This window comes from Microcystis sp. Msp_OC_L_20101000_S702 (assembly GCF_007095705.1).
Lineage (GTDB): Bacteria > Cyanobacteriota > Cyanobacteriia > Cyanobacteriales > Microcystaceae > Microcystis > Microcystis ichthyoblabe_A.
This window is the reverse complement of the sequence record NZ_SFBO01000120.1, coordinates 1-22,460: the sequence shown is the minus strand read 5'-3', so window position 1 is coordinate 22,460 and position 22,460 is coordinate 1. Positions and strand designations below refer to the sequence as shown.

Below are 22,460 nucleotides of genomic sequence, written 5' to 3'. Positions count from 1 at the left end.
CATCTCAATTTGGTCGAAATATCTATATTACATTTTGGGCGCACGCAGTTCGATCAACTCACTGACCACGATGCGCCCCTATCATTGGCGCAATAACTGACAAGCGATCGGTTTTTCCTCCGGGGTAACGTAGAACGTGATCCGAAGGAATCCTTTTCACTGGAAAGACGAGCTGTTAATGTACGGCTGTAATGCCTGATTGTGTCCTATAGGTCTAATAAAGTTGTTAAGTATTGCCGTTATCGATCGAGATCGGGTTAGCTTGGAGATAGCAGTGAGCATTCAGCTTTAAACACTTAATAACTGCTAACCGAATCACTGATAAGGGGGTTTTTTCATGGCTTTTAGCCGTTCTAGCGGTATTTTGCTTCATCCCACCAGTCATCCTGGCCGTTACGGGATTGGAGAACTAGGTAGGGAAGCCTATCAATTTATCGATTTTTTGGCTCAAAGTGGTCAAAAACTCTGGCAAATTCTCCCTTTAGGCCCCACAGGGTACGGTAACTCTCCCTACATGAGTTTTAGCGCCATTGCCGGCAATCATCTCCTGATTAGTCTCGATCTTCTTCGGGAGAAAAACCTGCTTAGTGACGCAGATTTCGAGGATATTCCCGATTTTCCCCTCGATCAAGTGGATTTTGAGCGATTGATCGCTTGGAAAATTCCCCTACTTAGAAAGGCGGCGAGCAATTTTGTCAAGGGTTCTGACACAATTCTTTACAAACAGTTTGCTGGCTTTTGCGCTGGCAATGCCGATTGGTTGGAGGATTACGCCCTATTTATGGCTTTATCCCACGCTTACCAGGGTAAAGCATGGATGGAATGGCCGACAGAAATTCGCGAACGTCATTGGGGTGCGTTGGAAACACCGAAACAGGAGTTACAAGAGGAGATTTTTCTGCACAAATTCCTGCAATTTGAGTTTTTTGAGCAGTGGTTAGCCCTAAAACGCTATGCTAACTCCCTCGGTATCGAGATTATCGGTGATATCCCCATTTATGTCTCCCATAATAGCGCCGATGTTTGGGCAAATCCGCAGGTTTTCCGACTAGATACCCAAACCGGTAATCCCTTGGAAGTGGCCGGGGTTCCCCCGGATTATTTCTCAGAAACGGGGCAATTATGGGGCAATCCTCTCTATAACTGGGATTATCTCAAAAATACGGGCTTTGACTGGTGGGTACGCCGTTTAAAAGGGGTTCTTTCCCTAGTCGATATTATCCGTATCGATCATTTTCGCGGATTAGAGGCCTATTGGGCCGTGGCTTTTGGCCAGGAAAACGCTATTAATGGTCATTGGCTCAAGGCCCCAGGTTATGATCTCTTTAATACTATTGGCGCTCGTTTAGGTAAATTGCCGATTATTGCCGAAGATTTGGGCGATATTGACCAAGCAGTCCTAGATTTTCGCGATCACTTTGCCTTCCCCGGCATGAAGATTCTCCACTTCGCTTTTGGGGGTGATGCGGGTAATCCCTATCTTCCTTTTAATGTCGAACGCAACTGTGTGATTTATACCGGCACTCACGATAATAATACTACTGTGGGCTGGTTTCAGGATAACGCCAATGACTACGAAAAAGCGCGACTATATCAATATCTTGGCGCTCCCAGTGGTCAGGGAGTGGCTTGGGATCTGATTCGACTGGCCTATAGTTCCGTGGCTAATCAGGCGATCGTACCGTTACAGGATGTGTTAGGTTTAGGATCGGATGCGCGGATGAATACCCCCAGTGTCGCAGAAGGGAATTGGTCATGGCGCTATCGTCAGGAAGCTTTAACCGGAGAATATAGCGAGAGATTGCGAGATTTAGTCAATCTTTTTGGCAGAAATCGTTAAATATCAATCCTTTTTTCGAGACGTTACCCCTAACGTCTCTTTTTGTCTGGTTAATGTGGGTGAGAATTTTTTAGCAATCTTTGCCGGATGCGATCGAGATTTTCTCGACTATTGACGGGTAAATGGGGTAGGGGTAATTCTAAATTGGGCCAATTACTCAAATCATGGCAGGGACAGGATAAACCCGATTGTCCCAGCACTTCAATTGGTACAGGTATAGTACAACGAGCGCAGGGATGAAATTCCCATTGAGGGGAAAGTAAGTCTTGGATGGTTTGTTGAGTACCCTCTAGGTAACAATCGCCACTTTCAGGATCAAGCATTTTTTGCCAACAATCCTCAAACTCCGACGAATAGCGATCAGCATTGAAAATTGGCAGCGGAAATAGCATAGCTTGGTTTTTGGGACAAATAACTTTTTTTCCCAATTGAAACCAATGGGCGAGATATTTTTTAACGGCGGAGGTGTCTGACATATAGTTAGGTGTGGAGGCTGCCCTGATTATTGCTCTTACCATCAATCCTAGCGTTAACTTCCGGTGTCGGACAGGTCTTAGGATGATTGATGATCGAGTTTAATAATTATTTTAGGTAACTGAGCATCTACAGCTAGATTAATCCCAATAAACTCACCATTAAAGCTTTTTGGGCGTGCATCCGATTTTCCGCTTGTTCCCAGACTTTTGATTGTACACCCTCGATCGCCCCGTCGGTAATTTCTTCGCCCCGGTGAGCAGGTAAACAATGGAGAATAATCGCGTCTTTGTCAGCGTGACTCATTAGCTGTTCATTGACTTGGTAGGGCTGAAAAACGGGAATTCGGGCATCAGCGAGGCTTTCCTGTCCCATACTCGCCCAGACATCAGTATAGACCACCTGAGAGTCTTTTACAGCAGTAACGGGATCGTCGGTAATTAAGATTTTACTACCGGTTTTCTCGCCAATAGCCTGGGCGCTGGCGACAATTTCCCCATCGGGTTGATAGTTTGCGGGGGAGGCAACCCGCACATTTAACCCCATCAAAGCGCCACCTAGGAGGAGAGAATTAGCGACATTATTACCATCCCCCACATAGGTGAGGTTAATTCCCCGTAAAGTCTGAAAAGTCTCTTGGATAGTCTGTAAATCGGCTAATATCTGACAGGGATGTTCTAAATCCGTTAAAGCGTTGATAATCGGGATGCGGGAATAATTAGCAAAAGCTTCTAAATCCTCTTGTTTAAAGGTGCGAACCGCGAGAATATCGAGATAGCGATCGAGTACCCGGGCTGTATCGGCTAAGGGTTCCCCGCGCCCCACTTGGGTTACACTGGGATTAAGATCGATCACCTGTCCCCCTAACTGGTACATGGCGACGGTAAAGGAAACCCGGGTCCGAGTGGAAGCTTTATAAAATAGCAATCCTAAGACTTTGTTGCAGCTAGGGTTAAGATTACCAGCTTTAAGCTGTGCCGATAGATTGAGTAGGGCGCTGATTTCTTGGCTACTCATGTCGGTTATTCTTAAAACATCTCGTCCTTTTAAAGTGGCTACCATTGGTTTTTCTCTCGATAAACAGGGGTCTTGATTGGGTTTTATGGCAGTTAGCGATTAGCAAAAATCTTGAGTAAAGACCTTATTATAATCCAGTTTTTTCGCTATTAGGCAATTTTTCCCGAAAATTTTCATTGTGGGGGATGTTAGTCCAGCTAACACCCCCACTTTTTCTATTAAATTAGGTAGGTGTTAAAAATTGTCAGATTCCCCCCTTATCAAGGCGGATCCCCCCGCCTATCGGCACCCCCCTTATCAAGGCGGATCCCCCCGCCTATCGGCACCCCCCTTATCAAGGGGGGCAGGGGGGATCAAACCCAAAATCTAATTTCTACTTAACTAATTTTGCCCCACACTTAGAACAAAAATTAGACGAGGGCGGGTTTTTATGTCCACAATTACCGCAGATAATTAAAGCTGGGTTAGCCACTTCCGTCACCGGAGAAAGAGGAATTTCTCCAGCGCTATCCAACTTATAGTTATGGATTAACTGCAAAATAATTGCATCTTCCCGTTTATATTCTGTATTGTCTTTTCCTCCTGTTAACTCCTCGGAACGTTGTTGTAAATATTCAATGAAAGTCCGATACAAAGCTTGTTTTTTCTCCGGAGTAGCTGCAGCCTGTAACTTAGCTGTCACCTGACTTTGAATTTTTTCCTTATCTTCGCGACAAGCTTTTACTTCTAACACCTGTACCGCATCTTCCCAACTGGTGGCGATATCGACTTTTTTTAATCCCGTTGCGGTTTTAATTTCATAGCGAATTGTTTTCTCATTAGTGACTCGATTGACTTCTGGGAAAAGCACTTTCAAAGCTCGGGCTGTTACCACCAATTGATAAATACTCGGATCTTCGGGAAAAACATCCCAGAAAGGCGGTTCCTTTTGGATATGCACGGGGATGGGTAAATCGCGATTTTCCCCCATTTGTTGGGCGCGTTTGGCGAGAATAAATTCTCCTTTCCAGTCCTGATAGGATTGGCGCAACTCTCGCATTCCCTCGAGACAACGTAGGGAAAAACCGCCAATTTCCTGCACGAAGACAAGACGATATTTTTCCACGTCTCCCAAGGGTTTAATATCGTCTTCGTTGGCAATAAATTCCCGCAGTTTCGGAATAATTTTTTGGGCTGCCGGGTTACTGGTATTTCTTCCCCCAATCAGGGCCACATTTTGATTTAATTGGGGTGTAAAACCCGCATCTTTTCCCCGCAAAACCGCAGGATTAAGCATAATTAGGGGTCGCGATTTTTGGTAGGCAATGCGAAGATTATTGATAATATCGGCATCGTTGTTATAGATTTTTAACAAGCGATCACAAGCGGCTAATTCCTGCTGAATGCGACTACTAGCGGGAGCATTTTGTAGGAGTTGATTAGCTTGGTTTAGGATAACTTTTTGAAAATCACCTTGACGAATATCGGCAATCTCGGTGATGTCAAATAAACGCATATTTTCATCGGAGCGCCGCGTTTCTTTCCAGAGGGGACTAGATTGCTTTAAAATCTCCTGTGAGAGGGGTAAACAAAGGTTATCCATACCCGTATCGTAGGCGTTTTTGTTACCAGCAATCCCCGAAGCAAATTGTTCGATAAAGTCTTGATAAAGACCATTTAATTCTTGTCTATCAAATAATTTAATCCCATTAATTAACAAAGCATCGGCACTATCAATCTGTTGGTTAGCTTGCAGATTAAATAGATCGCGACTTTGAATTAACTTCTGACGAAAGCGATTAAAACGGCTTTCTAATTGATTAAGATGTTCCAGTAAACGATTAATAACCTCTACTCCCGCACCTCTGGTTTTTCGTTGAATATTGGCCATTAAATAGCCTTCCAATCCCGTTAAAGCTTGTTCACAATATTCTTCCATCTTATCTTTTTTTGAGATATGAAGTTTATCTTTCATATCATTAATTTCTGCCAAGGCTGTGTCGTATTCTCGTTGACGTTTACTTTCGTTTTGACTCCAAACCTGTTCTTGATCGCGACGGAATTTTTCTGCTATGTCGGTGAAGATTTGTCGTACTAAAACAATAAAACTCTCGGCAAATTTTACCCCACGGTTCCGATCCTCAAGGATATTATAAAACTCTATTTCTAGGGACTTTTTACCCCGTTGAATAATTTCATCCCGATTACTATAAATCTTTTTCAGGTAATCGCCGTGCATCCGTTCATCGGGACTCAATTCTAGTAAATGATTGCGTTTAAATTCCTCGACTCTTGGCGTTAAATAATCATTAATAAATTGCAGAATTTTTCCCTGTTCGTTGCCTAAAATATTAACACCCTGTTTGGTACAAGATAGCCAATTATCTTGATTGATTTCCTGACGAGTTTCGTTAATCCATTGGGAGATTATGGCAATTAAAGAGCGATCCTTGTCGGCACATAAATCCATAATTAACTCCCCTTCGCTCAAGCGCATTTTTTTGAGGATATCACCTCTTACTAAGTCCAACATTTGAGCGGGTAAAATCACGGAATCATTCAGCCACCAATTAATTAAATCTTTGGCTAAACGTTCCGATAAGGAAGCACGAATTTGGGCAATAGGAATTTCAATAGTTGATAGTCCAAAACTCATAAATTGCTTAGGATAACCGCGTCCCCCCGGGTCAGCTTGCGCCCAAGAACCCTTAATATTATCTCTAATAGAACGTTTATGGGGTGCAAAATCAGAGGTCATATCTAGGAAGATATTTTGGGCGATCATTTCCCGAATTTGACCGAGTTTAAAATCACCTTCGCCGTTTTTTGTCCCCACTAAATAGGTAAAATCAAAGGGGGGTAATTTACTAACAACTTCATCGACTAAACCGCTGCTAAACTGTTGCTGATATTCAGTTCTGTAGTCAGAAAAGTAATTTAATTCCATCAAGGCAGCGTAACCATTAGCCAAAACTCGATCGCCGACACTAATCCCCGCAAATGCTTCAGGAGTCGGAACAATTGCCGTACTCAAAGGACTACTTTCCCCTCGTAACCAATTACGAATACAGTAACCTAGATCGATTAACATTCCGCTACCCGTACCACCGTTTAAAGACCCCGTAGTAAAGACATTAATAGCACTATTACTAACTTTAATTCCATAGTGATCAAGCATAAAGTTTTCTTGTCCCTTTACCCGTCTCACCGCGTCTAGAAATTTTCTTTGGATCTCATGATAATTACAAAATAAAGCAAAACGACCACAGGCGCGAATTTGTCCCGCTCCCGCTTCCAGGGAAGTAATATTTCTCTCTAATTCCGGGGGAAACCAACTATTAATCCAGGGATATCTATCCATATCAGATACCATTTCCTGTACCTGTTTTCCACTCACCCGGGCCCAGTGTTTTTCGTTATCTTTAAAAGCACTGCCAGCAGCTTCAGGATTACTGATTTTATAATCCTTATCCGTGTCAACCACCAAAAAACTGACAATCGGAAAATTGCTCAAACTGCCATAACTTTCCTCGATTAAACGACGCAAGCGCGATAAAATCTCGTTACCCGTGCCACCAATACCCACTAAAACCGTGGGAACCATGCTTTTTTCTTCTACTGCTGCTGGCATAATTACTTAACTCCTAAGGCGATTTCTTGACGGTTGCGGGGGACTTCGTAGGTGAGGAAATCGTAGGCTAATTTAGTGTTAGGAAAAATTGCCCGCGCTTCCTCTAACAGATTGGAAATATCCAGAGAATTCCCCGGTAGATAACGGGGACTAAAATGGGTCATTAATAACAATTTTACCTGGGCTGCCAAGGCCACCTGGGCTGCCATCGTCGAAGTGGAGTGAACACTTTCAAAGGCTAATCCGGCATCTTGGTGTGCAAAAGTCGCCTCATGAATTAGCACATCTGCATTTTGTGCCAATTCGATCGATCCTTCACAGAAAATAGTATCGGTACAGTAGGCAATTTTACGGCCGATTTCCGTTTCTCCGCAGAGGGACTGACCGCGAATTTTGCTGCCATCGGGGAGGGTGACAGTTTCCCCTTTTTTCAGCTTGCCGTAAATTGGTCCGGGGGGAATACCCAAAGCGTTGGCTTTTTCCACATCAAAACGTCCAGGACGGTCTTTTTCGGCGATACGATAACCATGGGCAGGAATACGATGTTTTAATAGCTGACAGGAGACGGTAAATTCTTCATCTTCGTAGAGTATGCCGGGGGAAATGGGATGGACACGCACCCGATTGGCTAAATTAGTATAGGAATACTTAGCACAAGCACGCAGATAGTCCCCTAGTCCGGGGGGTCCGTAGATATCAATATCCTGAGCAGAACCGGCTAATCCAATACTGGCTAACAATCCCATTAAACCAAAGATATGATCCCCGTGCATATGGGTGATAAAAATGCGTCGGATTTGGGAACTTTTCAGGTCGCTACGCAGTAACTGGTGTTGAGTTCCTTCTCCACAGTCAAACAGCCATATTTCCGCCCGTTGGGGCAAACGAAGGGCGATACTAGAGACATTACGCGAACGAGTGGGAACCCCGGAACTGGTTCCTAAAAAAGTAATCTCCACAGGATAGCTGTCAGGATAGAGGATTCTTTTTCTAGTCTAGGCTGTTTTTATCGATTTCTCGATCGAATTGCTGCTTTTCTGTATTTCATCACTTGAAAACAGAAAATCCCCTGATTTTGACCTAACTCTGCAATAATTACGCGCAGCCAGAAATACACCAGCTTCCTTATCATGCTTTGTGCTTTTGGTCAAAAAAACTTTTTTTTTGCAATAAAACTACACAAAAAAAAGATCATCGTTGTGGGTGAAATTGACTAATTTACCCGTCTTAATTAGGATTACTTTGTAGATGTGGCAAGGGTTTCAACCATTGCTGCCTAAAAAAGCACAGAATAGCCCATTATGAAATTCTATCAAATCGCTGTAACCTTCATAACATCTTTGTTAAATAAAAATCTTTCTCAATTAATTCTTAAGAATTTGTAAATATTGCGAAATGTTAATTTAAATATTCTCAAGTTTGTGGAGTCAATAAATAATTTTTGCTTATCTTTGTCCAAAATTGGGTTAGAAGTCAGTTATCAGTTATCAGCCGTAGCGACTGTCTTGATTGTCAAGGGGTAATTCAAAAAAACTCAAGCGGTTGCCGTAAAACTCAAAATCTCAAGCCGGAAAAAAGCGCAGCAAAAACTAAGTCGCTCAGGTTAAACCAAAGCAAGCGCAACCCTTGATCAGAGATAACAAAAAGTGTAAATCTCTAGGAACAAGGTGGTTGGGTTGAGCTATCATTATTGAGCAGGTATTACCAATCGGCTCACAAGGCGAAACCCAACCAAGATTGTGAAAATATTCCGGGAAGTTGTTGGGTTTCATGCTTCAACCCAAACTAGGAGTTTTACTCAGACTAATCGAGTTGTTATAGATACCAATGTTTTTATTAGTGCTTTACTCAATCCACTAGGAACACCCAGAAAAGTAATCAATCAGTCAATGTACCATTCTTCAGAGCAAGGCAACTTATCAAGAATTGGCAACGAGAATAAGCAAAAATAAATTTGACAAATATTTAGAAAAGGTGCTATTATCCTGAATAATAGTTGACTTGTGTTAGAATCGGTTGCACTCTTGTTGTTAATTTAAGGGATAGTTACATGAAAATTGTTACTGTTACTGAAGCCAAAGAACAAATTGATGAATTAGTGAATGATACCAATGATAATCATCAACCGATTTTGTTATCTGGTACGAAAAAGAATGCTATTTTAATTGCTGAGGAAGATTGGAACTCTATTCAAGAAACGCTTTATTTGTATTCTATTCCTGGTATGGTAGATTCAATTATTGAAGGTGGCAACACTTCTATTGAAGATTGTGTGGATGAGGCGGGTATCAGAGCAATTTTAAATGGATAATTGGCAGTTGGTTTTTACCAAACAAGCGAAAAAAGATGCTGAAAAGCTGGCTCGTACTGGGTTGGCAAAACAAGCTAACGAGTTATTAAATATTCTTAAGTCAAATCCGTATCAATCTTATCCTGTTTATGAGAAACTCAGTGGCGATTTAGCGAGCTATTATTCCCGACGTATTAATATTCAGCATCGTTTGGTTTATCAGGTTATTCCAGAAGAGAAGGTTGTCAAAGTTATACGGATGTGGACTCATTATGAATAACCCCTCTTATTTATTTTACACTGGTAACAGTATAGACTGAAAATGATTGACTTGGATTGTAAAAATATAGCAATTTGCGAATGAGTGAGGCACATACTAGGAACGTGAAAAGTTTATGGTATAAGACTTTTGCCTTCCGCAAAACGGTATAGATACCCCCAAGATAACATAAAAATACGATATAAATTCCCCTCCTCAACTGACTGAATGAAGGGGCATTTATGGTATTTTTAGAAACAATTTAGCTGGCTTTTGTGGTTTCTTTTTCGGTATATTGGGAAGGTTTTAGTTTGCGGTTGAAGAAAATACCATACAAGATCATGTTATCGCACTAAGGGAAAAATTTATAAATTTCTTGGCGATGAGCAACTCGTTGATAGATAATGGTTTGATGATTTGACCTCTCCCCCAACCCCTCTGGGAGCAGGAGAGGGGAGTTAGTCTGGATTGATTGGTAGCCTTATTCGTCTTCGTTTCTTAAAGGTATAATTCCTTTAAGAATCTTTCCTCTAATAATCAAATAGGCAGGAAAACAATACACCCAAAGGAGAAGTAAAAACAAAAAAACTGACCATGAATTACCAAATGATGGTACGAATGATCCTGTAATTTTATACTTATGAATTTCTATTCTATGGGAATCAATTGCTGCCCAAAGTGCTGTCCAGAAGACAATTCCACGCATTATAGGACTTCCTGTAATCGCTCCAAGACCAATGCCAACAACCAAAATCAACAATGTTAGTAAAAGTGAATTTCTCCAACCCATAATGAATATTAATCTTTTTAGTAGTGTTTCTATCGAATCGAGATAGACTCGCGCATCCTTGCCCATGCCATTGTTGAAATTGCGGGTAGTGCGATCGCCCTCCCTCGTAGCTAGATCAAGCAGCACCCCAACCCAACACCAAAGGGAGATAGCAGAAGCATACACACTCCCCCCCCCACAACTGTAGCAAAAGCTACAATTTAATAAATCTTTATATTCTTCTCCCTAGCTTAGGGATTCACAGGGGAAAGAGTTTCAGGTATTTTCCCCTGTTTTACTGCTTCTCAGGCGACCTATCGCCTTCCGTGAGGGATTGTGGCGCGGTGTGTCAGATTCGATAATAGGGTTCAAAATTTCGCTAACCGCTACTTGAGCCATAGCGTTTTCCCTTAAGCAGAATTCACGCCGCCTCCAGTTCATAATGCAAGACCAGAAGCTCATCGCCTGGCAGAATAGCCATCGCATATTCCCGCCCCTGACTGTCAGAAAATTCCACTAAATATTGATAGCGCGAACCTTTTTCATACACCTCAACCACCGTTCCCACCTGTCCGCTTGGCAAGCTGGGGAAAGCTTCATAATCTGGCTCAACCAAAGTCAATCGCTCCCGAGGGACGGAGTTGAGGATGGCAACCGGATCTAAGAGTTTGATGTCTTTCATTTTATTTCACTTGATAAAGGCAGAAATTAGGCGAGGGTTGGGATTAATTAAGCTGATTTCCCAGATAGTTCGCAGTTCTGTTCCTTACCCGTTCTGGTATCGTCCAATCCACTTTAAACTGCTGGCCGAATTCCGTGACCGCTTGTTGCACAACTTCCCCCTCCAGGGCAGCCTGTGAGATGAGCGATCGCAAAACCTCAGCGTTCTCGGCAGTTATTCCCAGACGAGAGCGAAAGACTCTGGCTTTATTTTTTCCCCTGGAATGTTCTGGATTTAAGCAATAGCCAATCAGTTTTTCCATCGAGATTTCTGCCAGTTCCCCGTTGGGTAATTTCATCTGCGGCACTCCGAACTTTCTGACTTCCCTCAGAGCAACTCGATTCGCAATTGGCGGCCCACCACAGAAGCCGCCCGTTGGATAGTATCGAGAGAAACGCCCGTCTTTTCGGGGTCGAGGAGGCGGTCAAGTTGCGCTCGACTGGTCTGCATCCGCGCCGCCATCTCCGTTTTCGTCAGAGAGAGCCGTTTCATCTCCTCAGCCAACTGCCGCAACCGTAACCGTTTGAGTGCCACCGCACTACAGTCCTCCTAGACCTTCTTCTTTGAGAAAATCATCGAAATCGGAGCCAGTATGGGGGTTAGGGGTCATATTTTTTCTGTTCCTTCTTACGATTGAGAGCTAAATCGATTTCCTGTTTTGGTTTTTTTTGGGACTTCTTGATGAAAGTGAACGGCACAGGGGCAGCCGATGGGAAAGCTAAACTCTACGTCCTTGATATCGCTGCCAATAATCCGGCAATCTTCACGGCTGAGAGTTTTCCACCAATCTTTGACCGGCTCCGACCCACCTTCGGCTCGAAAAAACTTGGCTGGCAGCCTTTTCAATCCTTACGTCCTCAGTTATCGCGCCTTATATGGTACATCAATAATTATCATTTCTGCATTAGTTTTGTAGAGCGACAGTTGCACAGGGGTTAGGTTATAACTGCCAGCAGCCTTAATTTTTGTTAAGGATTTTAAGCATCGCCCAAACTCACCACTGACTAACCCACCCTACTGATACGGATATCCCCCTTCCGGCTAATGTAAAGAAAACGTTACAGTAACAAGTAAAGCCCAGTAGCCAGGAAGCCGTCGATCATGTTTGAATACTTTAACCAGAAAGCTATCAAAGCGGTGATGTTCGCCCAAGAAGAAGCCCGTCGTGCCGGTCACAGTGTCGTGGGTACGGAGCATTTACTGTTAGGATTGATAGGAGAAGCCACCGCCGCCGCAGCCTTAATTCTCAAGGATTTAAAAGTCACCCTGCACGAAAGTCGCCGCCTGATTGAAGGAATGACCGGCCGTGGCAGCGGTTACAGTCCCGTTAATATCCCTTTTACCCCGAAAGCGAAAAAGATGTTCGAGCAAGCATTTCAGGAAGCTCGACAATTAGGGGAACAGGCGATCGCACCTGAACATCTATTACTCGCTATCACCGCCGATCCTGAATCCCTAGCCGCTAAAATTTTAATTATGCAGGGTGTTGATTTGATCAAACTTCGCGGCCTTTTACTGAAAAATGCTGGGGAAAAAGTCGCTAGTGGTCGCTTAACAGGTGATAGTGACTATAAAGACCAGAAAAATACTCCCCAAGGCGGTATTTTAGCCCAATATGGTCGCAATTTAAGCCAAGAGGTCAAAAATGGCAAAATTGACCCTGTAATCGGTAGAGAGCCAGAAATCGAGCGAGTTGTCCAAATTTTAGGCCGTCGTACCAAAAGTAACCCGATTTTACTCGGTGCGCCGGGGGTGGGGAAAACAGCGATCGCTGAAGGGTTAGCACAACGCATCCATAGTGGCGATATTCCCGAACTTTTGCAGGATAAACAGGTAATTGCCCTCGATATGGGGTCTTTACTGGCGGGAACCCGTTTTCGCGGCGATTTTGAGGAACGTTTAAAGGGTATCGTGGAGGAAGTTCGCAAATCGGGCAGTATTATCCTGTTTATTGATGAAATTCACACTCTTGTGGGTGCTGGTAGCATGGGGGGAGCTATGGATGCTTCTAACCTGCTTAAACCTGCTTTAGCTCGCGGCGAGTTACAGTGTTTAGGGGCAACCACTCTCGATGAGTATAAACAGCATATTGAGCGAGATGCGGCTCTAGAAAGACGTTTTCAGCCAGTTATGGTGGGAGAACCGACCAAAGAGCAAGCGATCGAGATTTTACGCGGTTTAAAAGCCACCTACGAGGATTTCCATCAGGTAAAATACGATCAAAAAGCGATCGAAGCTGCTGTTCATCTATCCTCGCGCTATATCAATGATCGCTTTTTACCGGACAAAGCGATCGATCTTCTCGATGAAGCGGGATCCCGCACCCATCTACGCTATTCCCTGCAAAGTAAAAGTCCCGCAGAGGTTAGCGAAGAATCACCCCTAATTAACCCCGAATCTTTAATTCCGGTGGTGGATGCGGAGGAAATCGCCCAAATTGTCGCCGCTTGGACTGGTATTCCCGTTACCCAATTAACTGAAACTGAGTCGGAATCGCTCTTAAATCTGGAATATCAACTGCACGAGCGGATTATTGGTCAACAGGAGGCAGTAAATGCCGTTTCTCGTGCTATTCGTCGAGCGCGAGTAAATTTAAAGAATCCTAACCGTCCGATTGCCTCGTTTATTTTTGCCGGTCCCACGGGAGTGGGTAAAACTGAATTAACGAAAGCCTTAGCTAAGTTGCTCTTTGGCTCGGAATCCAGTATGATTCGCCTAGATATGTCGGAATTTATGGAATCCCACACGGTTTCTAAATTAATCGGTGCGCCTCCCGGATACATCGGTTATAATGAAGGCGGTCAGTTAACGGAAGCAGTGCGTCGTCAACCCTATAGAGTGGTTTTGTTTGACGAAATCGAGAAAGCACATCCCGATGTTTTTAATCTTCTCCTGCAACTGTTAGAAGATGGTCGTTTGACCGATTCCCAAGGTCGTCGGGTGGACTTTAAGAATACCCTAATTATCATGACCTCGAATATTGGCTCAAAAGTCATCGAAAAGGGCGGTAATAGCTTAGGATTTGAGATGGCTGACGATTTTGCTCAATCGCGTTACCAACAGATTTCTAATCGGGTGACAGACGAGTTAAAACAATATTTCCGTCCCGAATTTCTCAACCGTCTCGATGAAATCATTGTTTTCCGACAGTTAACTCGCGAAGAAGTTACCCAGATTGCCGATATTCTGATCGCAGATCTAGCCAAACAATTGACAGAAAAAGGCATTTCTGTGCAAGTTACCGCCGCTTTTAAGGATTTGGTCATCAATGAGGGTTATGATCCTAGCTACGGTGCGCGGCCTTTACGTCGTGCTTTAACTCGACGCTTAGAGGATAGTTTAGCCGAGGCGATGTTATCGGGAAAAGTCAATTCTGGAGACCATGCGCTATTAGATGTAACTGCTGAAGCTGTGGTGACAGTCTCTAGTCATCAGCGCTCCGAGCAGAGCGATATTCTCTCGCAATTACAGTTACAATCGGTGGGTTAATCCGCTCAAAAATTGCTTTTTTCGGGGTTGAAAATTTTTCAACCCCAATTTTTATCATCCTGGAAAAATAACTTCTAGGGGAGCGGGAATCATCTCGGTGCGAAAGTCCAGAATCTGAACTAGGATTAAATAGGCAACGGCGATTAAAATCGAAATCGCTCCCGTGATAATGGCGATAATTTTAGCAGAATTCATATAATTAACCGATAATTTCCTGAGATTGCCGCAAAAGCTACCGAAATTTATTCTCATCTACGATTGCGAGCCTAAACAATTGAAACTGAAGATATCTTACAGCACAATTCTCCCGGACGGTTGAGGGAAGGGAGTGCGTCTCAGTAAAGCTGTCCCTTGAAAATTTGACAGGAGATAGTTCTTGTGTTTCAGTATATAGACTAAAATCTATGGTCAAGCTTTAAATTATTTTTTATTTGAATCCATGCAACCAGCAAAACCCTTGTTATAATCGCCAATATATGGTATGAGTCCAATTCCATCCACTGCATCGGCATCTTCAAAGTTGATCAACCTCGCTTTGTTTTAAGGTAGGCTAAGGCCTGCCTTACTTTTTTGGGTTGGGAAGAGGGGAGCAGGGGGAAAAGAGGAAAATGGGTCATTAAAGCTTAATTATCAGGAAAAAGCTCTGATCGTGTCTAAATTCTAGCTTTCTTTCGGGGCAAGCTTTCGGGTGATCAATAACTAACAGAAACTAAATTTTCGAGTTGTTGTTAGAAAATAGGCAAGCGCTCGCTTATAAAATAGGAGTTTCAGCACTTATGTGTTGACAGGGATTTTCCAAGATAGAAGAGTGATAAGATTTTTATTCACCTATGATCAACCTATGGCCTAAAATAATCATAAGGAGACAACATCACTCAATTTAAACTACTGACAGGAGAAGGAAAAGTCGGGACATACGGCGACTTGTTAAAATTAGGTCGTAGAGGAGATAACTTAACCCCTCATCATCTACCATCCAATGCGTATATGAAAGCGAAAATCAAAGGTTACACAACTAATCAAGGAATTGCTATCATGATGGAACACTTATCCCCCGGAAAAGGAGGTCGTCATCGTCAAACCTTATCTTATGGTAAAAGTCCAGACTTAACTCTTTCCCCTCGACAAACCTTAGCACAAGAAGTTTGGGATATTCGCTCAATTTATCTAGGTCAAGGATTATATAATGCAGATATTAGAAAGGGATTACAAGAACTCATTCAACTTAATAAAACTACTTGGTCAACCTTTTTTGATCAAGGAGCAACAACCCCATGAATTTAATAAAAATCCTACAAGAGAATCGCTTAATGAAAACACCCCAAGAAATTAACTTATTTGAGGAAACATTAGAAAAACTTGCCAAATATCCTGATGATAAAGATTTAAAAGACTTACATCTTATCCTAGATGATAACTGTGAACATCCTGAAATTATGTTTAGTTTATTGCATTTTTTAGAAGATTTTGAACCCCAACAACAAATACAGGCTTTTATTGAAGTGATTCCTCAATTAATGATAACTGCACCAGAATGGACAAAAATCATTCACTATCGAATGATTAATGATGAATCTGCTGTTAAAATTTATCAGAATAGTCTGGAATTAGCCAATCAAAAAACACCTCATTTTTTGTATCAACTTTTACTAGAAAGCGTCAAAAATCAGATTAATTCATCCTCGGAGGTCATCTTAACCTAAATTTTTGTATGACTTATAGAAATTAAAATGGTATTTTGGTATCTGTAATCCCTTAAAAAATGTCGCTTTTTCTGGCATTTGTTCAAGCTTAATTAATTTAATTTGAGACTCAGCGACTTCCCCCAACCCCCCAAAAGCTTGGATTGAGTAATAAAATCAAAAGTAAACGCCAATTTTAAAAGAGAGTTTCCCCTTAAAAATCCCAACCTATATCTTGAGCAATTAAACCCTCGACACTGTGGCCATCTTCTCCTTGAGACATGAGGTAACGTTCAATTAAAGGCAAACCCCTGTGTTTGTCAAGCAGGGAGCGGGAAGCGGGGAGTGGGAAGCGGGAAGTGGGGGGAACAAATAAAATAATCTCCTGTCTCCGAGTCTCGTGACGACCGACTGCTGAGGGCTGATAGCGAAAATAACTGATCTGATCCCCTAGCGTGATAAGCTGTGTATTGGCTAATTTTACAAAAAATTAAGACTTTCCCCTTGTGGGAGTTATCAGCTAAAACCCAGAGTAGACATAAACAATGGTAGCGACAACAGAAACTAACGTTGGTAAAATCGTCCAGATCATCGGTCCTGTCATCGATGCCGAATTTCCCAGTGGCAAACTGCCCCGTATTTATAATGCCTTAACCGTAAAAGGAACCAACTCCGCCGGTCAAAATCTATCGGTTACTTGTGAAGTGCAACAGTTACTCGGTGATAACCAAGTGCGGGCCGTTGCCATGAGTACCACCGATGGTTTAGTGCGCGGTATGGATATCGTGGATACCGGCGCAGCGATTAGCGTTCCCGTGGGTAAATGCACCCTCGGTCGGATTTTTAACGTTCTTGGTGAACCCGTGGACGAAAAAGGACCGGTTAACGTCACCGAAACCTCTCCTATTCACCGTCCCGCTCCCAAATTAGTCGATCTTGAAGTAACACCGACGGTTTTTGAAACCGGTATCAAGGTAATTGACTTGCTCACCCCCTACCGTCAAGGTGGCAAAATCGGCCTCTTTGGGGGTGCTGGTGTGGGCAAAACCGTCATTATGATGGAATTAATCAACAATATCGCCATTCAACACGGGGGTGTCTCGGTTTTTGGCGGTGTGGGTGAAAGAACCCGCGAAGGAAACGACCTCTACAACGAGATGATCGAATCGAAGGTAATCAACGCTGATAACCCCGAAGACTCGAAAATTGCCCTCGTTTACGGTCAGATGAACGAACCCCCCGGAGCGAGAATGCGCGTCGGTCTCTCTGCTTTGACCATGGCCGAATATTTCCGCGATGTCAGCAAGCAAGACGTACTCTTATTTATTGATAATATCTTCCGTTTCGTGCAAGCTGGTTCGGAAGTATCGGCGCTCCTCGGTCGGATGCCTTCTGCGGTAGGATACCAACCCACCCTCGGCACTGATGTAGGCGACCTGCAAGAGCGGATTACCTCCACCAAAGAGGGATCGATCACTTCCATCCAAGCGGTCTATGTACCGGCGGATGACTTGACTGACCCCGCTCCCGCTACTACCTTCGCTCACTTGGATGGAACTACTGTACTATCCCGGGGTCTGGCTTCCAAAGGTATCTATCCGGCGGTAGATCCCCTCGGTTCCACCAGCACCATGCTCCAAGCTGATATCGTCGGTGATGAACACTACGGCACCGCTCGCGCCGTCCAATCTACCCTGCAACGCTATAAGGAGTTACAGGACATCATCGCTATTCTCGGTTTAGACGAATTGTCGGAAGAAGATCGTCTCACCGTTGACCGCGCTCGCAAAATTGAGCGTTTCCTCTCGCAACCTTTCTTCGTGGCGGAAGTGTTCACCGGTTCTCCGGGTAAATACGTTACCCTCGCTGATACGATCAAAGGCTTCCAGATGATCCTCAAAGGTGAACTCGATCGCTTACCCGAACAAGCGTTCTATATGGTCGGCAATATCGATGAAGCGATCGCTAAAGGCGAAAAACTCAAAAAAGGCTAATTAAAAGTCAGTAGTAACCGCGTTTAGCGGTTACTTAACCCAGAAATCTGCCAAAATTATCGTTATTATCACCAATGAGCATTACAGTACGGGTTATTACACCCGATCGCATTGTCTGGGATAACGTGGCCGAAGAAGTAATCCTACCCAGTTCCACGGGACAATTAGGTATTCTTAGTGGTCACGCTCCTTTATTAACTGCCCTGAATATTGGCGTAATGCGAATTCGACCGGGGAAAGACTGGGAAAATATCGCAGTTTTGGGCGGTTTTGCCGAAGTCGAAAATAATGAGATCAAAGTCCTCGTTAATGGGGCGGAATTAGGCTCAAAAATCGATAAAGAAAAAGCTCGCGCCGAATACGAACGGGCCCAAACTCGTCTCGATGAAGTCAGTAAAGGGGATGACCGTCGCAAAACTATCCAAGCGCAACAATCATGGCGCAAAGCTCGCGCTAGATACCAGGCCGCTGGCGGTTTAGTATCGGTTTAAACCCAACCAAATCAAATTAAATTAAAGCAAAATCGGGCGGGTTTATATAAACCTACCCGATTAATTTTTTAGCCTTTAGCAATCAGCTTTTAGCCATTTTTCTGCCTATTATCAAGATTATCTAGCTGACGGCTAAAAAGCCGATTAATTGCTACCACTAAACACAACTTCGGGGAATTTTAACTGTGCATCGGCCATGGTGATTTGTCGGCCTTGATTGCGTAACTCTTGCCAAAAATTAATTACTTCTGTGGCTTTGTTGAGAACATCAACGCGATCGGACTCATCAATCCAGTGTTTTGCTTCTAACTCCTCTTGCAGTTGTTGCCAAGCATCATTGCGCGGCCAGAAAAAATAAGCGGTGAGGGGGCTAGTTCCTTTGCCGACCACCTGATCCACAGCGATCGCTACGTTCTGATCTAACCACAATACTTTTAAAATAAACTTTGATTCGGAACTGACTGTCATTGTTAATCGTTAATCGTACAATTCTCGATTATATCATCTTTTGACTCAATTCTCCGCAGTCAGTTTTTAACTATTTTTTCCTATTTTTTCGCCAATAACCGCTATGATTCCCGAAACAGACTCTTTAGCTTCTAAACAAATCGGTGTGGCCGTAATTAGAGATGATCGAGATTTAATTTTAATCGATCGCCGTCTGGCCAAGGGACTCCTGGGCGGTTTTTGGGAATTCCCCGGCGGCAAAATCGAAGGCAATGAAACGGTGCAGGAATGTATTAAACGAGAGATATTAGAAGAAATTGGCATTGACATCGCGGTTGATAGTCATTTAATCACCATCGACCACACCTATAGTCATTTTCGGGTTAATCTACAAGTATATAACTGTCGTTATCTCAGCGGCCAAGCAAGAGCGATCGAATGTGAAGAAATCCGCTGGGTAACTATCGAGGAACTAGATAATTACACTTTCCCCGCGGCCAATCAAGAGATTATCAGAGCCTTAAAAGACATGGTAAACTCGAAATGATTGCTGTTAATCGTCGAGTGATTATGCTTAATCCTTCTATTCGTCAAGAACCCCGCTACGAACCGGCCGCGGTTATTCCCCTAAAAAAAGACGCTTCCATTGTCGAGTGGTTAGAAAAAAATAATCGCATGATTCCCCGGGATAAAATCGCCGAACCGGATCTGACTCTCGAAGAAGATGTGGAACTATCTGAACTCATGGATGTCGATGATATCGGTTATGATGACGACGAGGACGAATTAGTCTTAGATGAAGATTAATCCTGTCTTCTTTGGCAAATTTTACCCTTATCTGACGCTTTAGTCGTGAACGCTAACATTTTTTCCGCCCCTATCTTTAAAAAACCCACTGGAACCCATCTCCTGATTCTACTAACGGGATTACTATTTCTGTTAGTAGTTTTTTTTCAGTCCACTAATTCCCTGTTACTCCCCCTGATGGCCACAACGTTAATCAGTGCTGGTCTTGGCTGTCAAGTAGTACCGATGCTGCGGCGCTTGAAAATGGGTCAGATTATGCGCGAAGATGGACCCCAGGCCCATTTAAAGAAAGCAGGAACCCCGACGATGGGAGGCAGCTTTTTTGTGCCAGTAGCCCTTATTTTCGCTTTAATCTGGTCTAAATTCACTCCTAATGTGGTGGCGGTTGCTTTGCTGACTTTTGCTTACATGGGCATCGGTTGGTTAGATGATTGGCAAATTCTGCGTTATAAGTCGAATAAGGGCCTATCTCCCCGGATGAAGTTAATTTTACAGATAACGGGGGCGGTGCTTTTTTGCCTCTGGATGTCGTTCAATCAGGTGAGTACCGATATCGGCCTTTGGGGTCGATTAGTCATTCCTTTGGGCTTTTTCTTCTGGATTTTGGCGGGATTTGTCCTTGTGGCTGAAAGTAACGCCACTAATCTCACCGATGGGGTGGATGGATTAGCGGGGGGAACAGGTGCGATCGCTTTTTTGGGTTTAGCCATTATTATCGCTCCTAGTCATCCAGATTTGGCGATTTTCTGCACTTGTTTTGCTGGTGCTTGTCTAGGCTTCATTTTTCATAACCGCAACCCCGCTAAAGTCTTTATGGGTGATACGGGTTCCCTCGCTTTGGGAGGTGCTTTAGCTGCGGTGGGTTTAATTACTGGACATCTCTGGGGATTATTTTTAATTAGTGGTCTCTTCTTTCTGGAATCTCTTTCGGTAATCGCTCAGGTTATCTATTATAAAGCCACAAAAGGACCCGATGGCAAGGGCAAAAGATTATTAAAAATGGCTCCTTTTCATCATCATTTAGAATTAAGTGGTTGGACGGAAACGAAGATTGTGGGAGCTTTTTATCTGGTTAATGCGCTTTTAGTTGTCTTGGCTATTTGGACCAGTTAACTAAGTGCTAAAGGAAAGACCACAACCGCAGGTATTTTGGGTGTTGGCATTGGTAAAACGGAAACCACCACCCATGAGATCTTCTGAATAGTCTAATTTTAAAATTTGTAGGTAGCGATCGCTGTCAGGATCGACTACAATATTAATACCCTGACTTTGATAAAAGCGATCGTTTTCTGCCGCAATAGGGGTTAATTCGAGATGATAGTGAAGTCCCGAACAACCACCATTTTTTACTGCCAAACGCAGATAGGAACCAGTCAGACGACGGCTTTGACTCCAACGTTCAATTTCTCTAGCGGCGGCGGGACTTAATTCGATCATTGTTTTTGAGACTATTGTAATAATAAGTAGCTGGTTATAATTAAATTAAAAATGGATTTTAGGTTCGATCCCCCCTGCCCCCCTTGATAAGGGGGGTGCCGATAGGCGGGGGGATCTGACAACTTTTAACGCCTACCTACTTAATATCAAGTTCTTGTGAAGTTATACCATAGTTGTTGTCAAACTTTATGTTAAGAAATATGTAACTAATAAATGGCGGGGGTAGCTGACAATTTTTAACACAGAAAACGGGTTTCTAAATACTTGAAGAAACCCGTTTTCTAGGTGACTTAGACACTTAGATAAAGAAATTACCCACTGGAATGCTCCCTAAAGCTGGCAAAGCACCAGTAAATCCGGTGATATTTATTAATAAATCATTGCTGGATTGGAAGCCAGCCGTGAGAGGAGCGGGTATTTGTCACAGGGGAATTAATTTGTGGTAGCATACAATTAAATGCGTTTTGTCTGCTAGGATAATGCTCAACCTTTCAAAAGACATTCATTCTTTAACTGAGTTTAAACGAAACACGACCCGGTTCCTAGAGCATCTCAAACAAACCAAAGACCCTTTGGTGCTTACGGTTGATGGGAAAGCAGCACTCGTCGTGCAAGATGCGGAATCCTATCAGACACTTCTTGAAGCTGCTGAATTGGTTGAGACGCTTAAAGGAGTCAAGCGTGGTCTTGAAGAGATGAAGCAAGGCAAAGGTAAGAAGGCAGAGGAATTCTTCTCTGAATTGTTCGATAAGCTGGACAGTTCTCCATGAGCCAAAAGTATCAAGTGGTCATACAACCTGAAGCACAACAGGGAATTGAAAAAGCCTATCTGTGGTTCAGTAAAGATTCTCCTCGAAAAGCGAGGTTGTGGCTAGAAGGATTGTTAATTAAACAAAGAAATTACCCACTGGAATGCTCCCTAAAGCTGGTAAAGTCCCAGTAAATCCAGTGATATTTATTAATAAATCATTGCTGGATTGGAAGCCAGCCGCGCTATCATTAATAACGAGGTAAGTTCCAGCTATTGCACCGGTTGTTACCTGCACTAAGGCGGCACTATTAACCCCTAATCCTTGATTACCTGTAATCGCTCCATTGGCATCAGTAAATACCTGATTGACTAAATTCTGTAA

At 43.3% G+C, this 22,460-nt stretch carries 24 protein-coding genes and 3 pseudogenes; 14 read left to right on the top strand and 13 right to left on the bottom strand.

Annotated elements, in window-relative coordinates; translation table 11 throughout:
* The first annotated feature begins 337 nt into the window (after positions 1 to 337).
* Positions 338 to 1,840 carry a 4-alpha-glucanotransferase gene (malQ, locus tag EWV60_RS12790; RefSeq protein WP_002737299.1) on the top strand — a complete coding sequence of 501 codons (1,503 nt, stop codon included), beginning with the start codon at positions 338 to 340 and terminating at the stop codon, positions 1,838 to 1,840.
* A gap of 50 nt (positions 1,841 to 1,890) precedes the next feature.
* Here the strand turns inward: malQ and EWV60_RS12785 are convergent, their stop codons facing one another.
* The 4 genes from EWV60_RS12785 to EWV60_RS12770 all read right to left on the bottom strand — a co-directional run bounded on the left by EWV60_RS12785 (position 1,891) and on the right by EWV60_RS12770 (position 7,900).
* Positions 1,891 to 2,316: a hypothetical protein gene (locus tag EWV60_RS12785; RefSeq protein ID WP_287232618.1), complete on the bottom strand. Its 426-nt coding sequence runs from the start codon at positions 2,314 to 2,316 to the stop codon at positions 1,891 to 1,893.
* 133 nt (positions 2,317 to 2,449) lie between these two features.
* Positions 2,450 to 3,376, bottom strand: coding sequence for an ornithine carbamoyltransferase (gene argF, locus EWV60_RS12780; RefSeq protein ID WP_002736751.1), 927 nt, complete (start codon positions 3,374 to 3,376; stop codon positions 2,450 to 2,452).
* 328 nt (positions 3,377 to 3,704) lie between these two features.
* Complete coding sequence (locus EWV60_RS12775; protein WP_287232617.1) at positions 3,705 to 6,941, bottom strand: tubulin-like doman-containing protein; 3,237 nt, start codon at positions 6,939 to 6,941, stop codon at positions 3,705 to 3,707.
* 2 nt (positions 6,942 to 6,943) lie between these two features.
* Positions 6,944 to 7,900: a ribonuclease Z gene (locus EWV60_RS12770; protein WP_002756024.1), complete on the bottom strand. Its 957-nt coding sequence runs from the start codon at positions 7,898 to 7,900 to the stop codon at positions 6,944 to 6,946.
* Between the two features lie 786 nt (positions 7,901 to 8,686).
* On the opposite strand from EWV60_RS12770, the pseudogene EWV60_RS23255 reads away from it, so the two are divergent.
* The 3 genes and pseudogenes from EWV60_RS23255 to EWV60_RS12760 form a co-directional block, all read left to right on the top strand.
* Positions 8,687 to 8,915 (top strand): annotated as a pseudogene (locus EWV60_RS23255) (putative toxin-antitoxin system toxin component, PIN family); the annotation flags it as partial.
* 76 nt (positions 8,916 to 8,991) lie between these two features.
* Entirely contained in the window at positions 8,992 to 9,252 is a 261-nt protein-coding gene (locus EWV60_RS12765; RefSeq protein ID WP_002736246.1) for a type II toxin-antitoxin system Phd/YefM family antitoxin, read from the top strand.
* Positions 9,245 to 9,511, top strand: a complete 267-nt coding sequence (locus EWV60_RS12760) for a Txe/YoeB family addiction module toxin (protein ID WP_002756029.1) — start codon at positions 9,245 to 9,247, stop codon at positions 9,509 to 9,511. The genes EWV60_RS12765 and EWV60_RS12760 overlap by 8 nt, the downstream gene beginning before the upstream one ends.
* A 460-nt stretch (positions 9,512 to 9,971) precedes the next feature.
* On the opposite strand, the gene EWV60_RS12755 is transcribed toward EWV60_RS12760, so the two are convergent.
* The 4 genes and pseudogenes from EWV60_RS12755 to EWV60_RS12740 all read right to left on the bottom strand — a co-directional run bounded on the left by EWV60_RS12755 (position 9,972) and on the right by EWV60_RS12740 (position 11,472).
* A complete protein-coding gene (locus EWV60_RS12755) occupies positions 9,972 to 10,445 on the bottom strand; it encodes a hypothetical protein (protein WP_149106595.1) in 474 nt (157 codons plus the stop codon).
* A gap of 235 nt (positions 10,446 to 10,680) precedes the next feature.
* On the bottom strand, positions 10,681 to 10,941 hold the full coding sequence (locus EWV60_RS12750) for a DUF4926 domain-containing protein (RefSeq protein ID WP_287232615.1): 261 nt from the start codon (positions 10,939 to 10,941) through the stop codon (positions 10,681 to 10,683).
* 6 nt (positions 10,942 to 10,947) lie between these two features.
* Positions 10,948 to 11,278, bottom strand: a pseudogene (locus tag EWV60_RS12745) (DUF6883 domain-containing protein).
* Positions 11,279 to 11,307: 29 nt separating this feature from the next.
* Positions 11,308 to 11,472: a helix-turn-helix domain-containing protein gene (locus tag EWV60_RS12740; protein WP_223210860.1), complete on the bottom strand. Its 165-nt coding sequence runs from the start codon at positions 11,470 to 11,472 to the stop codon at positions 11,308 to 11,310.
* A 189-nt stretch (positions 11,473 to 11,661) separates the two neighbouring features.
* On the opposite strand from EWV60_RS12740, the gene EWV60_RS12735 reads away from it, so the two are divergent.
* Both EWV60_RS12735 and EWV60_RS12730 read left to right on the top strand, forming a co-directional pair.
* Positions 11,662 to 11,919, top strand: coding sequence for a hypothetical protein (locus EWV60_RS12735; protein WP_043997184.1), 258 nt, complete (start codon positions 11,662 to 11,664; stop codon positions 11,917 to 11,919).
* 162 nt (positions 11,920 to 12,081) lie between these two features.
* Positions 12,082 to 14,469, top strand: a complete 2,388-nt coding sequence (locus EWV60_RS12730) for an ATP-dependent Clp protease ATP-binding subunit (protein WP_287232610.1) — start codon at positions 12,082 to 12,084, stop codon at positions 14,467 to 14,469.
* Positions 14,470 to 14,523: 54 nt separating this feature from the next.
* Here EWV60_RS12730 and EWV60_RS12725 read toward each other — a convergent pair whose 3' ends face one another.
* Positions 14,524 to 14,664 (bottom strand): hypothetical protein, encoded by a 141-nt coding sequence (locus tag EWV60_RS12725; RefSeq protein ID WP_002786556.1) that lies wholly within the window; start codon positions 14,662 to 14,664, stop codon positions 14,524 to 14,526.
* Positions 14,665 to 15,456: 792 nt separating this feature from the next.
* On the opposite strand from EWV60_RS12725, the gene EWV60_RS12720 reads away from it, so the two are divergent.
* The 4 genes from EWV60_RS12720 (at position 15,457) to atpC (ending at position 18,636) form a co-directional block, all read left to right on the top strand.
* Positions 15,457 to 15,747 (top strand): hypothetical protein, encoded by a 291-nt coding sequence (locus EWV60_RS12720; protein WP_002737970.1) that lies wholly within the window; start codon positions 15,457 to 15,459, stop codon positions 15,745 to 15,747.
* Positions 15,744 to 16,172, top strand: a complete 429-nt coding sequence (locus EWV60_RS12715) for an Imm30 family immunity protein (RefSeq protein ID WP_002737083.1) — start codon at positions 15,744 to 15,746, stop codon at positions 16,170 to 16,172. Before EWV60_RS12720 ends, EWV60_RS12715 begins: the two co-directional genes overlap by 4 nt.
* 524 nt (positions 16,173 to 16,696) lie before the next feature.
* Positions 16,697 to 18,145, top strand: a complete 1,449-nt coding sequence (gene atpD / locus EWV60_RS12710) for a F0F1 ATP synthase subunit beta (protein ID WP_002737987.1) — start codon at positions 16,697 to 16,699, stop codon at positions 18,143 to 18,145.
* A gap of 74 nt (positions 18,146 to 18,219) precedes the next feature.
* Positions 18,220 to 18,636, top strand: coding sequence for an ATP synthase F1 subunit epsilon (gene atpC, locus EWV60_RS12705; RefSeq protein WP_002735380.1), 417 nt, complete (start codon positions 18,220 to 18,222; stop codon positions 18,634 to 18,636).
* A gap of 144 nt (positions 18,637 to 18,780) precedes the next feature.
* Here the strand turns inward: atpC and EWV60_RS12700 are convergent, their stop codons facing one another.
* Positions 18,781 to 19,104, bottom strand: a complete 324-nt coding sequence (locus EWV60_RS12700) for a 30S ribosomal protein PSRP-3 (protein ID WP_002736597.1) — start codon at positions 19,102 to 19,104, stop codon at positions 18,781 to 18,783.
* A 103-nt stretch (positions 19,105 to 19,207) separates the two neighbouring features.
* On the opposite strand from EWV60_RS12700, the gene mutT reads away from it, so the two are divergent.
* The 3 genes from mutT to mraY are packed head-to-tail and all read left to right on the top strand — an operon-like array spanning position 19,208 to position 21,003.
* The gene (gene mutT / locus EWV60_RS12695; protein WP_069475138.1) at positions 19,208 to 19,630 is read left to right on the top strand and encodes an 8-oxo-dGTP diphosphatase MutT; all 423 of its coding nucleotides are present in this window, start codon (positions 19,208 to 19,210) and stop codon (positions 19,628 to 19,630) included.
* The gene (locus EWV60_RS12690; RefSeq protein WP_002735746.1) at positions 19,627 to 19,890 is read left to right on the top strand and encodes a DUF3134 domain-containing protein; all 264 of its coding nucleotides are present in this window, start codon (positions 19,627 to 19,629) and stop codon (positions 19,888 to 19,890) included. Before mutT ends, EWV60_RS12690 begins: the two co-directional genes overlap by 4 nt.
* A 45-nt stretch (positions 19,891 to 19,935) precedes the next feature.
* Entirely contained in the window at positions 19,936 to 21,003 is a 1,068-nt protein-coding gene (gene mraY / locus EWV60_RS12685; RefSeq protein WP_287232603.1) for a phospho-N-acetylmuramoyl-pentapeptide-transferase, read from the top strand.
* Here mraY and EWV60_RS12680 read toward each other — a convergent pair whose 3' ends face one another.
* Entirely contained in the window at positions 21,004 to 21,327 is a 324-nt protein-coding gene (locus tag EWV60_RS12680; RefSeq protein ID WP_287232601.1) for a HesB/IscA family protein, read from the bottom strand.
* A 298-nt stretch (positions 21,328 to 21,625) separates the two neighbouring features.
* Positions 21,626 to 21,730: pseudogene (locus EWV60_RS23250) on the bottom strand (bluetail domain-containing putative surface protein); the annotation flags it as partial.
* A gap of 76 nt (positions 21,731 to 21,806) precedes the next feature.
* Between EWV60_RS23250 and EWV60_RS12675 the strand changes: the two are divergent.
* Positions 21,807 to 22,097, top strand: a complete 291-nt coding sequence (locus EWV60_RS12675) for a type II toxin-antitoxin system Phd/YefM family antitoxin (RefSeq protein WP_002754869.1) — start codon at positions 21,807 to 21,809, stop codon at positions 22,095 to 22,097.
* Between the two features lie 117 nt (positions 22,098 to 22,214).
* On the opposite strand, the gene EWV60_RS12670 is transcribed toward EWV60_RS12675, so the two are convergent.
* Positions 22,215 to 22,460: bluetail domain-containing putative surface protein (locus EWV60_RS12670; RefSeq protein ID WP_287232598.1), on the bottom strand; the 246-nt coding region annotated here is incomplete at its 5' end.